At 63.0% G+C, this 17,003-nt stretch carries 15 protein-coding genes; 4 read left to right on the top strand and 11 right to left on the bottom strand.

The genetic code is table 11. The annotated features are described in order from the left end of the window. Positions 1 to 18: 18 nt before the first annotated feature. A complete protein-coding gene (locus KU306_RS12620) occupies positions 19 to 3,186 on the top strand; it encodes a PAS domain-containing protein (RefSeq protein WP_258302136.1) in 3,168 nt (1,055 codons plus the stop codon). Positions 3,187 to 3,212: 26 nt separating this feature from the next. Here KU306_RS12620 and fba read toward each other — a convergent pair whose 3' ends face one another. From fba to KU306_RS12675, 11 genes are all read right to left on the bottom strand, one after another. Further along, a complete protein-coding gene (fba, locus tag KU306_RS12625; RefSeq protein WP_007540187.1) occupies positions 3,213 to 4,205 on the bottom strand; it encodes a class II fructose-bisphosphate aldolase in 993 nt (330 codons plus the stop codon). A 356-nt stretch (positions 4,206 to 4,561) separates the two neighbouring features. Beyond that, the gene (gene pfkB, locus KU306_RS12630) at positions 4,562 to 5,470 is read right to left on the bottom strand and encodes a 1-phosphofructokinase (protein ID WP_258302137.1); all 909 of its coding nucleotides are present in this window, start codon (positions 5,468 to 5,470) and stop codon (positions 4,562 to 4,564) included. Continuing rightward, positions 5,467 to 6,234 (bottom strand): HTH-type transcriptional regulator GlpR, encoded by a 768-nt coding sequence (gene glpR / locus KU306_RS12635; RefSeq protein ID WP_258302138.1) that lies wholly within the window; start codon positions 6,232 to 6,234, stop codon positions 5,467 to 5,469. The genes pfkB and glpR overlap by 4 nt, the downstream gene beginning before the upstream one ends. Before the next feature lie 265 nt (positions 6,235 to 6,499). After that, on the bottom strand, positions 6,500 to 7,474 hold the full coding sequence (gene leuB / locus KU306_RS12640) for a 3-isopropylmalate dehydrogenase (RefSeq protein ID WP_258302139.1): 975 nt from the start codon (positions 7,472 to 7,474) through the stop codon (positions 6,500 to 6,502). Further along, entirely contained in the window at positions 7,467 to 8,075 is a 609-nt protein-coding gene (gene leuD / locus KU306_RS12645; RefSeq protein WP_007540194.1) for a 3-isopropylmalate dehydratase small subunit, read from the bottom strand. Before leuD ends, leuB begins: the two co-directional genes overlap by 8 nt. Next, positions 8,072 to 9,493: a 3-isopropylmalate dehydratase large subunit gene (gene leuC / locus KU306_RS12650; protein ID WP_258302140.1), complete on the bottom strand. Its 1,422-nt coding sequence runs from the start codon at positions 9,491 to 9,493 to the stop codon at positions 8,072 to 8,074. Before leuC ends, leuD begins: the two co-directional genes overlap by 4 nt. Then, complete coding sequence (locus KU306_RS12655; RefSeq protein WP_007540198.1) at positions 9,486 to 9,800, bottom strand: DUF7989 family protein; 315 nt, start codon at positions 9,798 to 9,800, stop codon at positions 9,486 to 9,488. Before KU306_RS12655 ends, leuC begins: the two co-directional genes overlap by 8 nt. Positions 9,801 to 9,829: 29 nt before the next feature. Continuing rightward, a complete protein-coding gene (gene ilvC, locus KU306_RS12660) occupies positions 9,830 to 10,870 on the bottom strand; it encodes a ketol-acid reductoisomerase (RefSeq protein ID WP_258302141.1) in 1,041 nt (346 codons plus the stop codon). Then, complete coding sequence (gene ilvN, locus KU306_RS12665) at positions 10,867 to 11,520, bottom strand: acetolactate synthase small subunit (RefSeq protein WP_258302142.1); 654 nt, start codon at positions 11,518 to 11,520, stop codon at positions 10,867 to 10,869. Before ilvN ends, ilvC begins: the two co-directional genes overlap by 4 nt. Continuing rightward, the gene (gene ilvB / locus KU306_RS12670; protein ID WP_258302143.1) at positions 11,517 to 13,277 is read right to left on the bottom strand and encodes a biosynthetic-type acetolactate synthase large subunit; all 1,761 of its coding nucleotides are present in this window, start codon (positions 13,275 to 13,277) and stop codon (positions 11,517 to 11,519) included. The genes ilvN and ilvB overlap by 4 nt, the downstream gene beginning before the upstream one ends. A gap of 367 nt (positions 13,278 to 13,644) precedes the next feature. Next, the gene (locus KU306_RS12675; protein WP_241429811.1) at positions 13,645 to 14,889 is read right to left on the bottom strand and encodes a LeuA family protein; all 1,245 of its coding nucleotides are present in this window, start codon (positions 14,887 to 14,889) and stop codon (positions 13,645 to 13,647) included. Positions 14,890 to 15,237: 348 nt separating this feature from the next. Here KU306_RS12675 and KU306_RS12680 point away from each other — a divergent pair, with 348 nt between their 5' ends. The 3 genes from KU306_RS12680 to KU306_RS12690 all read left to right on the top strand — a co-directional run bounded on the left by KU306_RS12680 (position 15,238) and on the right by KU306_RS12690 (position 16,982). Beyond that, a complete protein-coding gene (locus KU306_RS12680) occupies positions 15,238 to 15,525 on the top strand; it encodes a DUF5779 family protein (RefSeq protein ID WP_007540217.1) in 288 nt (95 codons plus the stop codon). Positions 15,526 to 15,714: 189 nt separating this feature from the next. Further along, a complete protein-coding gene (locus KU306_RS12685; RefSeq protein ID WP_007540219.1) occupies positions 15,715 to 16,404 on the top strand; it encodes an MBL fold metallo-hydrolase in 690 nt (229 codons plus the stop codon). Continuing rightward, a complete protein-coding gene (locus KU306_RS12690) occupies positions 16,404 to 16,982 on the top strand; it encodes a JAB/MPN domain protein-containing protein (RefSeq protein WP_258302144.1) in 579 nt (192 codons plus the stop codon). The genes KU306_RS12685 and KU306_RS12690 overlap by 1 nt, the downstream gene beginning before the upstream one ends. Positions 16,983 to 17,003 lie beyond the last annotated feature (21 nt).

Consider the following 17,003-nt stretch of genomic DNA (forward strand, 5'->3'; position numbering starts at 1 on the left):
ACCTTACCCGTCACTATTGTGGATGGTCTGGAAGATAGACGCGAACAGCCGATTTGCGTCCTCTACGTAGACGACGACGCGGAGTTCGCGAATCTCGTCGAAACGGAACTTCCCCGAATTGATTCGCGCTTCGATATTACTCTTGCAGGCACTGTCGACGAGGCGTTCGAGACGCTCGCCGCACAGTCTGTCGACTGTGTCGTGACTGCGTATTCTCTCGGTGAACAAACTGGTATCGACCTCGTCGATTCAGTACAGGAGTCCGACGAGAATCTGCCGACCATTCTGTGTACTGACGGCCAAAACGAGCAGCTTCCCCCGAGTAAATACGGTGTCGGCGTCTCCGACCACGTTGCGATTCACGTGGGACAAGACACTCTCGGGCTGCTCGCATCCGCTATCGAGACGCTCGTCGACGCTTCCCGGGCCGCGAAGCGTGCAGACGAGACGAGCGACAGATTCCGCCGAACGCTCGAACGCGCGACCGACGCGGTGTACGCGGTCGACACCGAGTGGCGCATCGAGTACATGAACCAAAAGATGGCAGAGCGCGTGGGCTGTGACCCAGACGCCATCATGGGTTCGACACTCTGGGAGGAGTTCCCGAGCATCGTCGGCACCGAACTGGAGCGGAAGTATCGAACCGCGATGGAGACCGGCGAACCGGTGTCTTTCGAGCAGTACCTCGAACCGCCGTTCGACTACTGGGTCGAAATTCGGGCCTTCCCGGACGACGACGGATTGACTGTCTTCTCCCGCGAGATAACCGAAGAGCGGGAACAAACGCACGAATTGGAGCGGAGCAAGGCAATCTTAGAGCAGGTCCACGACGTCGTGTTCGTCTTGGATTCGTCGTTCGATATCAAGTACGCGAACCCATCGGCCGCCCGTGCTCGCGGTGGCCCCGACGAGATGCGCGGGACGAACATCCTCGACATCGTCGACGACCGCGTCCCCGACGAGGACATCACCCGGTTCCGCGAGGCGGTCTCGGAGACGATTTCGCGAACCCACGTGCGGGGCGACGGTGCGCAGACGGGACTGTACGATGCCGACCTTCAGGTGACGTTCGACGCGGCAGACGGTCCCCGGACGTTCGACGTCAGACTCACACCCCTCACCGAGTCGGACGAAGACAGGGTACTCGTCGTCGGCCGAGACGTGACCGACCATCAGGAGATTAAACAGCAACTCGAACGCGAACGAGACGCGTTGCAAGCAGTTCAACGAGTGATGGGTGACGCCGACCTGTCGACCGACGAGCGGTTGACGAAGTTGCTCGACGTCGGCCGACGGACGCTCGACCTAGATATCGGTATCGTCTCCGACATCGACGGGTCGGATTACGTCGTTCGAGCGGCCGTCTCCACTGGTGGTGGCATCTCCGTCGGCGACCGGTTCGACCTCGAATCGACGTACTGCGAAGCGGTCGTCGCCAGCGACGAGGTGTGTTCGTTCGTGGACGCTGTCGAGGCCGGGCGAGAGAGCCATCCAGCCTACCAGGAGTTCGAACTGGAGTCGTACATCGGCGCACCACTGTCGGTCGACGGTGAACGGTTCGGGACGGTGAACTTCTCCAGTTCGAACTCTAGAGACGGTGCGTTTGGAGAGCTCGAACGAACGTTTGTCGAGCTTCTCGGCGAGCTCGTGAGTACCGAACTGGCCCGGGAGCGGAGTCGATGCAAGCTCGAACAGACGAATCAACGACTCGAATCGCTGATTCAGGCCGCGCCGATGGCGATTATGGAAGTCGACGAGGATGGACACGTCCACCTCTGGAATCACGGTGCCGAAAAGATGTTCGGGTGGACGAGTGACGAAGTCGTCGGTGAGCAGAACCCACTCATCCCCGAAGACAAAACAAAAGAGTTCGAGACACACCGAAAACAGACGTTCGCCGGAGGCCGAATCCGCGGGAAAGAGGTTCGTCGCCAGACGAAAGACGGCGAAAAACGAGACTATCTGCTCTCGACTGCGCCCGTCGAGTCGGCAGACGGCGATATCGACCGAACAATCGCCGTCCTCGAAGACATCACGCCGCAAAAGACGCTCGAAGCGAACCTCAGAGCACTCCAACAGACGGCACAGGAACTCAGCGCCGCGTCTTCGGTCGACGATATCGCCGAGATTGCCGTCGATGCCGCGGCAGACGTCCTCGGTCTCGACGTGACCAGCATGTGGCAGTACGACGACCGCCGAGAGAGACTCGTACCACTCACTGAGACGAGTGCAGCACGAGGGCTCTACGGGGAGACACCGCCGCTCACCCCCGGCCGAAGCCTCGCGTGGGAGGCGTTCGAAACTGGCGAGGTTCGCGCCTACGACGATGTCCGCGAATACGACAACCGCTACAACGACGACACCGAGATTCGCAGCGAGATTATCGTTCCGTTGGGAGATATCGGTCTCTTGCTCACCGGGTCGACGTCGCCGCACGAATTCAGCGAACAGGACGTCGACCTCTTTCGAATCCTCGCGTCGTCGGTGGAAGCGGCACTCGTGCGAGCGAAGCGGGAAAGCGAACTTCGACAGCAGAACGAACGACTCGACCAGTTCGCATCGGTCGTTTCACACGACCTCCGTAACCCGCTTTCTGTCGCAACCGGGTTCCTCGAAATCGCCGAAGAGACAGGCGAAAAAGAGTACTTCGAAAAGGTCGAATCTGCCCACGAGCGCATCGAGGACCTCATCGGCGACCTCCTGAGTCTCGCTCGGGGCGAGCGACCAGTCCAAGACGGCGTCGACGTCGCTCTCGATTCGATAGCGAACGAGGCGTGGGAGTACGTCGACACTGCCGATGCAACCCTCTCGGTTGGGGAGCTACCGACGATTACTGGCGACCCGAGTCGGTTGAAGCAACTGTTCGAGAACCTGTTTCGAAACGCCGCCGAACACGGCGGTGACGACGTGAGTATCACTGTCGACAGCCTCGACAGCGGTCACGGATTCTACGTCGAAGACGATGGCGTCGGTATCCCACCGACTCATCGAGAGAACATCTTCGAACATGGTGTCTCGTACAGCCGGTCCGGAACTGGCTTCGGACTCAGTATCGTGGCCGCCATCGCTCGTGCACACGGCTGGACAGTTGCAGTCACCGACGGCGCGGACGGTGGTGCACGGTTCGAATTCGAACCAAGACGTATCCACGGCTCAGCCCCGAAAGAGGCGCATTCGACCCGGTGATGGGGCGCTCGACGGGTCGAAACTGATTACTTGAAGAGCGTCTGACCGGCGCTGCCAGAGACCGTCGTCAGGTCGGCGTGCACGTCGGCGATGCGTGCGCGAATGTCGCGACCGGCGACACGGGGGTCGAACACCGACTTGTCGGGCGACCAGTCGGTCTCGTTGAAGAAGGTGTCACGCGCGTCCTCGACGCCTTCCGGCGGGACGATAGCGTGTGGGTCTTCGCTGTAGAGGTCGTACGCAGTCCGGGTGTACTCGTACTGGTAGCGCGTGTCTTTGTTGACCTTGCAGATGCCGTGTTTGAGCATCTCCTGCAGTTGGTCGGGCTGGACGCCGGACGACCCGTGGAGGACGAGCGGTGTGTCGAGCCCGTGGTCTCGAAGCGCGACGCGGATGTCGTGGGCGAGGTCGGGGCGAAGTTCGAGGTCCTTGCCCTTGGCGACGCCGTGCTGGGTTCCGACGGAGATAGCAAGCAGGTCGGCACCCGTCCTGTCGACGAACTCGACGGCCTGTTCGGGGTCCGTGTAGAACGCTTCCTCGGACTCGATTTCGTCTTCGACGCCCTTGATTTGGCCGAGTTCCGCCTCGATGAGGATATCGGAGTTAGCTTCCTCGACCATCTCGACGACTTCACGGCTCGTCGCGACGTTCTCCTCGAACGGTTCGTGGGAGGCGTCGATCATGATAGACGACGGGATGTCGAGTTCGATTTGCTGCTGGATGAACTCGAGGTCCGTCTGGTGGTCCATGTTGAGGAAGACGCCGATGTCGTAGCGTTCGGCGATGGTCTCGATGTAGGTGCCCATCGCCTTCAGGCCCGCGACCGGGTCGCCGTCACCTGCGAACTTGCAGGCCCCGCCGCTGAGTTGTAACAGGAGGTCCGAATCCATCCGGTCGGCACCCTCCATGAGACCCATCATGATGCTCGGCTCTGCGATGTTGCTCGCGATGAGACCGAACCCTTCGTCGAGCGCCTCGTCGTACACTGTGGCGAGTTCCTCCCCGCCGTAGAACGGCATTATGCGTTCACCTCGTCTCGGCCAACGACTGCGAGGATAATAATCTATGGGAATATGGTTTTGATTTTGCTCGTTAGTGTTCGTTCACTACCGAGTTAATTTTTCGAGACACTGTTTTCTCTAACACCAATTTCTCATCTCTGTGCCACCCCGGTAGCTGACCATATATACGTCGAAATCAACCAACTGCGAGCATCTTGGCCGGTCAGAACTATCCACGTTCTTCGGGGGTGACACCATCCCGTCAACGGCACCTCCTATTACTATACTTACAATATCTTGGCAGAGTGAGTGGATGACTTCACGCCAGAATGATTGTTTTTGATTGAATCCAACGAGACGGTCGATGCACTCCCTCAATACTCCTGCACGTCGACCTGGGTGTCACTTTCGAGGACGTCTTCGAGGTCAGGAACGCGCGTCCCGGCGACACCGACCACGCGCGCTGCAGTGAGCATCCCCATCCGAAGCGCCGCCACAGTGTCGTGTCCGTGGTCGAGACCGGCGAGGAAGCCTGAAAGAACGGCGTCACCAGCGCCGACAGTATCGACGACGTCCACGTCCAGAGCCGACGCCGCGACGGTTTCGTCTTCGCCGACGAGAACCGCGCCGTCCGCGCCAAGCGATGCGAGGACGTACTCGTATCCCTGTTCACGGAGGGCGTTCGCCGCGGAAATCGTCTCTTCTCTCGTCTCGACTGTCCGGCCGGTCGCCGCTTCGAGTTCCGAGCGATTGGGTTTGCAAACGAAGTATTCGGCGTCGAGTTCCGTGAGCGACTCGCCGCCCATATCGACTGCCATCCGCCAGTCACCCGCTTCAGCAAGCCTGTCGACCGCCGACAACGGCATGCCCGGCGGAAGACTCCCGCCGACGAGGACCGTCTCGGGGTCGTGTTTCTGTACGATGCTGAGCAGTTTGTCCACGTCGGTGTCTCCCACGGTCGGGCCGTTGTGGTTGAGTTTGTACTCACCGTCTCCGGCGAGTACGGTCGTGTTTAGTCGTGTCTCTGCATCGATGTGCACGAACGCACTCGGAATGCCGTCGTCGTCGAGTCGGGTTTCGATGAATTTCCCGAAGTACCCACCCAGAAATCCGGACGCGGTGACGTCGACAGCCAGCGCGGACACGTACTTGGCGACGTTGATACCCTTCCCACCGGCGGTGAACACCTGGTCGTCGGTCCGGTGGACGACGTCGGTCTGCAGTGGCTCGTCGAAGTTGATGGTGTGGTCGATAGCGGGATTCGGCGTGACGGAGAAAATCATCGGCCGACCCCATCGACGATGTCGACATCCGCGTTTTCGAGTTCGTCTCGGGTCTCGCCGTCGATGACGGCGTCGGTGATGAATCGGTCTACGTCTTCGAACGACGCGAACTGGACGAAGCTCCGGCGGCCGAGTTTCGATTCGTCGGCGACGAGGACGACGCGCGCAGCCTTCTCAACCATCAGTTCCTTCATCCGTGCTTCGTCCTCGTTCGGCGTCGTGAGGCCGGATTCGGCGTCGATAGCGTTCGTCCCCAGAAACAGGAGGTCGAAGTTGGTCCGCTGCATGAACGCCTCTGCAGTCGGGCCGACGAGCGAGCGCGTCCGCCGTCGGAGTGTGCCGCCGGTGAGCTTTACCTCGTTGTCTTCGTCGTTCAGTTCGATTGCGAGACGCGGCGAGTTCGTGACGCCGAGGATGCCCCCGTCGTTCGGAACCTGCTTTGCGATTTGAATTGTCGTCGTTCCCGCGTCGAAGAAGACGACCTGCCCGCTTGCGAGTTCCTCGCTGGCACGCTCGGCGATTGCCCGCTTCGCGTCGAGATGCTGTACCTCCTTTTCCCCGTACGTCTGCTCTCGACCGACGGACGTCACCGGAACTGCGCCACCGTGAGAACGCTCTATGAGGCCGCGGTCTTCGAGTTCGCGCAGGTCTCGGCGAATCGTCGCTTTCGAGTAGCCGAGGTCGCTGGCGAGTGCCTCGACCGACCGGCCCTCAGAATCCGAGACGAGTTCGACGATACGGCGTTTTCGCTCTGCTGGTAACATCGATAGCGGTTCCTCGTTGTCTGTTAGATAGGTCGGTGTGCATTGTTAATTGTTTGTGTTGGATTTCGTGTGAATTTGCTCGCCACAGGCATACTTCACTCAATAACGAAAAACAGTACGACGGAGGACAGAATTCGTCGACAGCCGAAAGCGAGGGAACGACGGGCGAGGAAGCGAGGAAGCGACGGGTGAGAGCCGCGGCTCTCGGGTCGAGTGAGCGAATCGAAAGAAGGCGGTCGGTGGGGCGATTCGGAGGTCGTGCGGCTTACAGACGGTCGACGATAGCCGCCGTGACCTCTTCGGTGGAGGCGTCGCCGCCGAGGTCTGGCGTCCGCGGCCCGTCTTCGAGGACGCCTTCGACGGCGGTTCTGACCTGCTGTGCCTCGTCCTCGTAGTCGAGGTAGTCGAGGAGCATCGCGGCCGAGAGAATCGTCGCCGCCGGATTGGCGATGCCTTCCCCGGCGATATCGGGGGCAGAGCCGTGAACCGGTTCGAACAGCGCACTGTCCGGGCCGATGTTCGCCGAGGGGAGCAGACCGAGACCACCGACGAGGCCCGCCGCAAGGTCCGACAGCACGTCGCCCGCGAGGTTCGGACAGACGATGGTGTCGAACTGGGTCGGGTCGAGACAGACGCGCGTGGCGAACGCGTCCATCAGAACTTCCTCAACTTCGACGCCGTTCTCGTTGGCGACAGAGACGACTGCATCGCGGAAGCGACCGTCGGTCTCGCGCATCACGTTCGCCTTGTGAGCGACCTGGAAACTGCCGCCCTCGCCGCCGACGTAGTCGCAGGCGTACTCGGCGAGACGCTCCGAGGCGGACGTAGTGACCACGCGGGTGAGCGTCGAGAGGTCGTCGGAGAGACGGTCTTCGTGACCCGAATAGACGCCTTCGGTGTTCTCCCGAAGGAAGACGAGGTCCGTCTCCGGGCGCAGGGCGTCCACGCCGGGGTAGGCCTTTGCCGGGCGGACGTTGACGAAAGAGTCCACAGCAGTCCGAAGTGGGAGAATAACGTCCGCCGCCGTCTCGCCCGCGGCACCGAAGAGAGTCGCGTCGGCCTTGGCCGCGAGGTCGTAGGTCTCCTGCGGGAGCGCCTCACCGGTTTCTTCTTTCACGTGGTCGCCCGCGTCGGCTTCGACGAATTCGAAGTCGCCGACCGCTTTCAGTACGTCCACGGCGGCCGGGACGACCTCCGCCCCGATGCCATCGCCGGGGATGACGACAATTTCCTCAGTCATCGACATAGGGCAGTGCGGCAGCTTTCTCGGCGACAGCGTCGGCGTTCGACTTCATGAGCGCCGTCGTGTCCCAGACGCCCTCGGTGAGCGCCTTTCTCTGTGCGTCGTCGACGGTCACGTCCACGGTTTTCTCGCCGTAGGTGACCGTCTCGTTTTCCACGTCCACGTCGATGTCGGCGTCGGGGTTCTCGTCGACCCACTCTTGCAGTTCGACGATTGTCTCGGTGTCGGCGGTGACCGTCGGGATGCCCAGCGCGAGGCAGTTGCCCGCGAAGATTTCCGCGAAGGACTCGCCGATGATGGCGTCGATGCCCCAGCGCATGAGCGCCTGTGGGGCGTGTTCGCGCGACGAGCCACAGCCGAAGTTGGCGTTGACGACCATGATAGAGGCTTCCTGGAAGTGCGGCTCGTTCATCGGGTGGTCCTTGGGGTCGTCGTGCTCGTCGTACCGCTTGTCGAAGAACGCGAACTCGCCGAGGCCGTCGAACGTGACGACCTTCATGAACCGCGCCGGGATAATCTGGTCCGTGTCGATGTCGTTGCCGCGGATTGGGACACCCGTCCCCGAGGCGGAGTCGATTTCTGGGATTTCGTCGGTCATGCTTCTGTCACCTCCTTCAGGTCGCGCACGTCAGTCACGTGGCCGGTCACGGCCGCCGCGGCCACCATGCGCGGGTTCATCAGCACGGTCTTGCCGTCTTTCGACCCCTGTCGGCCGATGAAGTTGCGGTTCGACGAGGACGCCGAGGCTTCGTCGCCCTCCAGTTGGTCTTCGTTCATGCCGAGACACATCGAACAGCCCGCTTCACGCCATTCGAATCCGGCTTCCTCGAACACCTCGTCGAGGCCCTCCGCTTCGGCGGCGGCCTTGACGCGCTGACTGCCGGGGACGACCATCGCGCGGACGCTGTCGGCGACCTGTCGACCCTTCACGACCTCGGCGGCGCGGCGCAGGTCCGGCATCCGCGCGTTCGTACACGACCCGAGGAACGCCACGTCGATTTCGTAGCCCTCCATCGTCTCGCCGGGTTCGACGCCCATGTGCTCCTGCGACATCCGGGCGGTGTCCTGCTTTTCTTCGGGCAGGTCCTCCGGGGCCGGAATCGGTTCGGTGATGCCGACGCCCTGTCCGGGCGTGGTTCCCCACGTGACGACGGGTTCGAGTTCGGACCCGTCGATAGTGACGACGTCGTCGTACTCGGCGTCCTCGTCGGAGCGGATGGACTCCCAGTACGGCTTGCATTCGTCGAACTTCTCGGGGTTCTCCTGGAAGTAGTCGGTCTGCTTCAGCCACTCGTAGGTGGTCTCGTCGGGGTTGACGTACCCCGCGCGAGCGCCGCCCTCGATGGACATGTTGCAGATACTCATCCGACCTTCCATGTCGAGGTTCTCGATGGCCTCGCCGGCGTACTCGTAGACGTAGCCGACGCCGCCTTCGGTGCCGAGGCGACGGATAATTCCGAGAACGACGTCCTTGGCCTCGACGCCGGGACCGAGTTCGCCCGTGACCTCGATTTTGCGAACCTTCTTTTTCTCCATCGCGACGGTCTGGGTCGCCAGCACGTCCCGAATCTGGCTCGTCCCGATACCGAACGCCAGCGCGCCGAACGCGCCGTGGGTCGAGGTGTGGCTGTCACCACAGACGATGGTCATTCCGGGTTGGGTGAGTCCCTGCTCCGGCCCGATGACGTGGACGATACCCTGGTCACCGGAGGTCGGGTCCGAGAAATTGATGCCCGCGTCGCGGACGTTCTGTTCGAGTTCGGACATCATCTCCTCTGCGGCGTCGTCTTGGAACGGCCGCGACTGGTCCGACGTGGGGACGATGTGGTCCACCGTCGCGTGGGTTCGCTCGGGATAGGCGACTTCCAGGTCGCGCTCTTGGAGCATCCCGAACGCCTGCGGACTCGTCACCTCGTGGATGAGGTGCAGGCCGCAGAACAACTGCGTCTGTCCGGTCGGGAGTTCGGAGACGGTGTGTTCCTCCCAGACCTTGTCGTAGAGCGTGCCCTCACTCATCTACGTCACCTGTCTCGGCCCGATTTCCGTCTGCTCCGGGGTGGCGATGATGGGTCATTTCGGTGCGACCGCGGTTCCAGACGCGGTTCGCGTCGTCTCCGTGCGGCGGCGTGTGGTCCACGTCGTCCATCGTGTCGGAACCGCCAGTCATCGCCGGGGACGAGTCGGTCGAGTCCACGGCACCGCCGTCGGTGACGGCCGGGCCGCGCTCGTAGACCGTTGTGAAGGTCTCTCCCGTGTAGGGATTCGTGTGGCTAACATCTCGCATGCGGGTCGGTGTGTTGCTTCGGTTCTCGTTTCGGGTCATGGTACTGAATCGGGTGTATTAGGGGGTGGTCAGTCGTCTGCCGGTGCTTCTGCTTTCTCTGTGTCGTCGGCCTCGTCGGCCCACGCGAACAACTCGCGCAGGCGACCGCCGACGTCCTCGATGTCGTGGTTCTCTTCGGCTTCCTTGAGCTGGGAGTACGACGGGCGGCCCGCCTGGTTCTCCAGAATCCACTCGCGGGCGAAGGTGCCGTCTTGGACCTCTTCGAGGACTTCCTCCATGCGCTCGCGGCTGTGTTCGTCGACCACGCGGTCACCGCGGGTCAGCCCGCCGAACTCGGCGGTGTCAGAGACGGAGTGCCACATGCCGCCGAGTCCGTCTTCGTACATCAGGTCGACGATGAGCTTCAGCTCGTTCAGGCACTCGAAGTAGGCCATCTCGGGGGAGTAGCCCGCATCGACGAGCGTCTCGTAGCCTTGCTTGACCAGCGAGGTGACGCCGCCACAGAGGACGGCCTGCTCGCCGAACAGGTCGGTCTCGGTCTCCTCGCGGAACGAGGTCTGGATGACACCTGCACGGGTACAGCCGATTCCGTGGGCGTACGCCAGCGCTTCTTCCTTGGCCTCGCCGGTCGTGTCCTGATAGACGGCGATGAGGCCGGGCGTGCCCTCGCCGCTCTCGTAGTTGCGGCGGACGAGGTGGCCGGGCGACTTGGGCGCGACGAGCGTCACGTCCACGTCTTCCGGGGGGCGAATCTGGTTGTAGTGGATGTTGAAGCCGTGGGCGAACTGGAGCGTGTCGCCGGCGTCGAGTTCGTCGCGAATCTCCTCGAAAACCGCCGGCTGGACGGTGTCGGGGACGAGCACGGAGACGATGTCCGCCTCTGCTGCGGCCTCGGTGGGGGTCGCAACGCGGAGTCCGTCTTCGCGTGCGGCGGCGCGGGACGAGGAATCTTCGCGCAGGCCGACGACCACGTCGACCTCGCTGTCGGCGAGGTTCTGTGCGTGGGCGTGACCCTGGCTGCCGTAGCCGAGGACGGCTACGGTCTTGTCATCGATGTGCGTTCGGTCTGCGTCGTCGTCGTAGTAGACAGTCGTGGTGAAATCGGTCATTGTGTATCAGTCGTTGGTGTCGTCGGTTCGCCGGACGTGCCGGGTTCCTCTCCGGGGACGGTCTTCTTCGCGCCGTGAGCGAGGGCGGTCTGGCCGGTTCGGGCGATTTCGATGATGCCGAACCGACGGAACGCGTCCACGGCGTCGTCTATCTTGCGCTCGTCGCCGGTGAGTTGGACCGTGATGGTCTCGGAGCCGACGTCGAGGGTCTGGCCGTCGTACATCTCCGTGACTGCGTGGACCTTGTCGGGGTCTTCGCCGCGAACCTTCAGGAGGACGAGTTCGGCGCGGATGGCGTCGTCGTCCAGTTCGCCGATGGAGATGACCGGCTTCAGTTTGGCCAGCTGTTTTTCGATTTGGTCGATTCCGGGGTCGGGTTCCTCGACGACCATCGTGATACGCGCGTGGCCGTCGACGGTGGTCGGCCCGACAGTGAGGCTCTCGATGTTGAACTGTCGGCGAGCGGCGAGTCCGGCGACTCGGGAGAGGACGCCGGGTTCGTGCTCGACGATGGCCGACAGCACGGTTCTGCGTGGGTCGTGTTCGGCTTCTGCTTCGGGGTCGATGCGGATGCCCTGGGAGTTCCGGCGGCCGTCGGGGTGTGGCCGCTCTTCCGGGGCGGGTCCCTGCAGTCCCTGGTCGTTGCTCATAACTGGTCCTCCGAGAGAGCGAATTTTCCGTTCGCGCCACCCGACGAGACCATCGGGTAGACGTTCTCCGCCGGGTCGACGTGGAAGTCGATGACCGACGGGCCGTCGTAGGCGAGCGCTTCTTCGATGGCGTCCGGGACTTCCTCGTAGGAGTCGACGGCCCAGCCGCGGGCACCGAACGCCTCGGCGAGCTTGTCGAACTGCGGACACCAGTCGTAGCCGGCAGCCATGCGTCGGCCTTCGAAGAAGGCGTCCTGCCACTGGCGAACCATCCCGATGTACTCGTTGTTCAGGATAGCGACGGTGATGTCGAGGTCCTCGCGGACGGCGACCGACAGCTCCTGAATCGTCATCAGGAACGAGGCGTCACCGTCGACGCAGACGACGGTTTCGTCGTCGTCGGCAGCGAGCCGTGCACCGATGGCGGCAGGCAAGCCGTATCCCATCGTGCCCAGTCCGTGCGAGGACACCCAGCGCCGCGGTTCGCGGAAGGTCCAGTACTGGGCGGCCCACATCTGGTGTTGGCCGACGCCGCTCGTGACGACGGTCTCGTCTGGCGTGGCTTCGTCCAGCGCCTCGACGACGAACTGCGGTTTCAGTGGTTCGTCGTTGGGTGCCGCGTAGTCCATCGGGTACTCGTCTTTCCACGTCAGGCACTGTTCGCGCCACTCGCGGGCGTCGGGCGTCTGGTCCATCTCGGCGTCGATTGCCTCGATAGCTCGGCCTGCGTCGCCGACGACCGGATAGTCCGCGTGGACGTTCTTGGAAATCTCCGCCGGGTCGATGTCGATGTGCACGACCTCCGCCTCGGGTGCGAACGTGTCGATGCCGCCGGTCAAGCGGTCGTCGAAGCGGGTACCGACCGCGATGAGGCAGTCGGTGTGGGTGATGGCCATATTGGCGTACCCGGTGCCGTGCATTCCCGCCCACGAGAGACACAGGGCGTCGTCCTCGGGCATCGTGCCGATGCCGGGCATCGTCGTGACGACCGGAATCTGGTGCTCAGTCGCAAACGCCCGTGCTTCCTCGGTCGCATCTCCTTTGACGACGCCGCCACCGAACAGGAGCAGTGGCTTCTCTGCGCGCTCGATGGCGCGAGCAGCCGCTTCGACCTCGTCGCTGTCGGGGTCGGTCTTCGGGCGACACGTCGCTGGGGCGCGTGCCTCGCCGGGTTCGCGGTCGGTCTCGCCCAGCGAGACGTCTTTCGGGAGGTCCACCAGCGTCGGTCCGGGTCGGCCCTCGCCCGCCAGCGCGAACGCTTCGCCGACAACGTCGCCGACCGTGTCGGACGACGAGGCGAAGTAGTTGTGCTTCGTGATGGGTGCGGTGACGCCGGTGGTGTCGGTCTCCTGGAACGCGTCGGAGCCGACCATCTCGGAGGGGACCTGCCCGGTGAGTGCGAGCATCGCGTCGGAGTCCATGTTGGCGTCGGCGATGCCCGTCACGAGGTTCGTCGCGCCGGGACCGGACGTTGCGAGGCAGACGCCGGGGTCTCCTTTGACGACGCCGTAGGCGTCTGCTGCGTGCGAGGCACCCTGCTCGTGGGCCATCGTCACGTGCCGGATGTCTGAGTGGTACAGGGCGTCGTAAATTGGCATGATAGCGCCACCCTGCACACCGAACGCGGTCTCGACACCTGCGTTCTCCAGTGCCCGAACGACCGACGTCGCACCCGAGGTGACGTCTGTCTCCGTCGGGTCGTCGTCTGCGGGCGTCGGTGCGTCAGTCTCGGCCGGTGATGCTGTGCGTTCGCTCATGTGCGGGCTCCGTGGTGGTGTGTTCGTTGCGGTCGATACGCGTGCTGTCGGTCGGTTTCGTGGTGCTGGTGCTCCATATTGGGGACTCCAAACGTGGCTGAAAACGGTGCAAACCCGTGGGACTGAGAGATGGAGTGGTGAGGGGCTATGCCCCTACAATAATGAGCGACCGAACAGCAGCGACGGCGGCACCGCGCACTCCGGACTGCGGAGCGGGGAGTGCCAGGGTGTCGTCGTGCTGATTCATCGTATGCCACACGTACTCCCGGTCTGTAATAACCCTTTCGCGGCGCGCAACGATTGCACGCGTTCGGGGTCGGGAAGTCAGTGTGGGGCGGTCGCCCAGTAGGGCCACAGCCCGACGCCATCAGGCGCGGACCTCCTCCTCCGTGTCGTCTACGTGGGTGACACCCACGTCGCGGGCGAACGACCTGAGCGTCACGTCGTCGACGCGCTCTTTCTCCGCGCCGTGGTCCTTGACGCGGCGGGTGACCTCCCGGACCTCGGCGTCCGAGGGGTCGAACCCGATGTCCGCCAAGCGCTTGCGAACCGAGTGCGTCCCCGTGTGCTTGCCGAGCACGAACTCGCGGGTCGCCCCGACCATCTCGGGGGTCATGACGCCCGGTTCGAACGTGTCGGCGTTCTCGATGACGCCGGCGGCGTGGATGCCGCTCTCGTGAGAGAAGGCGTTGCGGCCGACGACCGGCTTGTTCGCCGGAATCGGGATGTCGGACGCCGCCTCGACGATACGAGCCAGCTCGGTGATTCGGGTGGTGTCGATGCCGGTGTCGACGCCGTAGAGGGATTCTGCGGCCATGACGACCTCCTCGTAGGCGGCGTTACCGGCACGTTCGCCGATACCGTTGACCGAAACCTGCGCCTGTGTGGCACCGGCTTCGAACCCGGCCATCGCGTTAGCCGACGCCAGTCCGAAGTCGTCGTGCGCGTGCACGTCGATTCGGGCGTCGGTGTGTTCGCGGACGGTTTCGACCATCCGTGCGAACCGCGTCGGCGTCGCCACACCGCACGTGTCGGGGAGGTTAATCCAGTCGACGCCGGCCTCGGAGACCGCTTCGACGACTTCGATGAGGAACTCCTCGTCCGTTCGGGTGGCGTCCATCGGCGAGAACATTACTTCGACGCCCGCGTCGCGGACGCGTTCGACACTACGGACGGCGCGCTCGACGGCTTCTGCGCGAGAAGCGTGCATCGAGTCGGCCAGTTGGACGTCGCTGGTGCTCACGAACGTGTGCACCATGTCCACGCCGGAATCCAGCGCGGCTTCGATATCCTTGTCGACGACGCGGGCCAACCCGCACGTCGTCGTGTCCGTCGAAGCAGCGATATCCGCGACTGCTTCGAACTCCGCGTCAGAGTTGACCGGGAACCCTGCCTCGATGACGTGGGTACCCATGTCGTCGAGGGTGGCGGCCATATCCCGTTTCTCCTCGTAACTGAACGAGGTTCGGGGTGACTGTTCGCCGTCGCGGAGTGTCGTGTCGAAGATTCGTACGTCTTCGATTTCAGATTGTTGGGCTAACGTGCCCTGGAAGAACTCGACCCGCCGGGGAACCCGACGAATCCTCCGTGTCGTTGTGAGACATCGTGTCAGTCAGGTGCCCGAACTCATATTTAAGTGTTTCTCCCAGACAGTATCACGAATGTTCTCGGTGGACCGAATGACACCACTTCACGAACCTAATCGCACGACATAAACGACCTTATACAAACCCATGACATACTGTGTCTTGATATATAGACACAGCATCCACTTCTGCTGAAGTCATAAACCAACCACTATAGGTTTAGAAATAATAGTTCGGCCCCATCACGCGCGCCACCAAGTGGACGATTGTGAATCACGTCGCCGCCAGAGAATTGTCAGTGTGAAGTCAATCAGCGGTCGTGAACTGTCCGACGCGACCGAACGCTTTTCTCGTCTGTTGCCCACGCAGGGGGTATGGGCGATTTCAACCTCAACTTACAGACGGCCGAAGAACACCTCGACGGTGACGACGCCGAGGGTGACGTAGTGCTTGGCGTGCTCGACGGGTCGACGCCACCGGAAGAGTGGGTCGAATCCATCGCACGCGGGAACACCCTCGTGCTCGCCATCGAGGGCGACCTGAACAAGCTCGCCTCCAGTTTCGCACGCGAGGTCAAGGACATGGGCGGCCAGCTCATGCACTTCCGGAAGTTCCTCATCGTCTCTCCACCGGGCGTCGATATCGACACGGACAACCTCTGAGTGCGGACCATCTCTGGGTATCCCGATTCGACACCGGCAGTGGGTTCTCGTTTCTCGTTTCCCCGCTACCCACGACACCGGTCCGAGTTGCCAACAGCTCTGCGACGTCTCATCTACAACTGACAGCCGAAACCGGGTGAGAACGCTGCATGGCGAGGGCTTATGCGGCGTCCACCCGTTATTACGGTCATGCCGATGAAAGGTCGCGGAACGGCACAGCTCCGCGAAATCGACCGTTGGGAGGACGGCGTCGGATGGCTCGCGTATCCCGACGAGAAGATGCAACGCGCCAGCCACGCGGTTCGCGTCGACGACGGTGACGTGTGGGTATTCGACCCCGTCGATGCGCCCGGCGTCGACGACCTCCTGGCAGAATTCGGCGACGTCGCGGGCGTCGTCGTCGGACTCGACAGGCACAAACGCGATGCCGCCGCCATCGCGAACCGCCACGAAGTCCCGGTCTACGTGGCCTCGTGGATGACGGGCGTCGCGGACAAACTCGACGCCGACGTCGAACGATTCGGGGGGACGCTCGCAGACTCGGGGTTCAAGACGTTCCGTATCGTCGACCGGACGTTCCCGCCGTGGCAGGAAGTCGGCTTCTACCACGACGAGTTGCGGACGCTCGTCGTTCCTGAGACCGTGGGAAGCGTCGGCTACTTCTGCGCCCCCGGAGAGCGACTGGGTGTCCACCCGATGCTCCGCCCGTTCCCACCACGCCAGACACTCACCGGATTCGACCCCGAGCGCCTCCTCGTCGGACACGGTGCTGGGGTGACAGACGGTGCTGGCGATGCGCTTCGTGAGGCGCTGCTGAACGCGCGGAAGAATCTCCCCGGTGCGTACGCTCGGGCGTTCAAGTCGATGCTCACGAACTGATGTCCGAGTCTGACGACGTGCGCGTGCAAAACGGCGGCGACCACGGGAGCGTCGAAAACGGCGGCGACCACGGGAACGTCCAGAATGGCGACCACAGAGGCGCATCCCCGACCACCGACGTCGGAAGCGACTCGTCCGACTCAGAGACCGAGACGGTGGACCGCCAAGTCTACGTCACTCGCGGTCTCGTCGACGTGCTCTTGGAGATGGCGGAGACGGCTGAACCCAACGACGTAAACGTCGTTCTCGCGCCGACGCCCGCCGGTGAATTCGATGCCGACCTCGGTATCGACCCGGAGACACCGGTCCTCACGCACTTCTACATGTCCGAGGCAGGCGGGTCGGTCAGCGCCGTCTTCGGGATGGACCTCGGGACTCCCGCAGGCCGAGGACGCGCCCGGTTCCTGACTCACCCACAGGGGCCGTTCGAACTCACCGAACGCGACGACCTCGCCGCGGTCGTCTTGCTCGCCGTCCCCCCGTGGGAAGACGAGACGTTCGGTGCCTTCGACCGCGCCGGGCGAACGCTCGAACTCACGATTCTCGACGCGGAACCACCGACAGAAGAACTCGCGTGACTCGACAGCAGAACTCGTGTG

The sequence above is a fragment of the Haloferax larsenii genome (assembly GCF_024730625.1).
Lineage (GTDB): Archaea > Halobacteriota > Halobacteria > Halobacteriales > Haloferacaceae > Haloferax > Haloferax larsenii.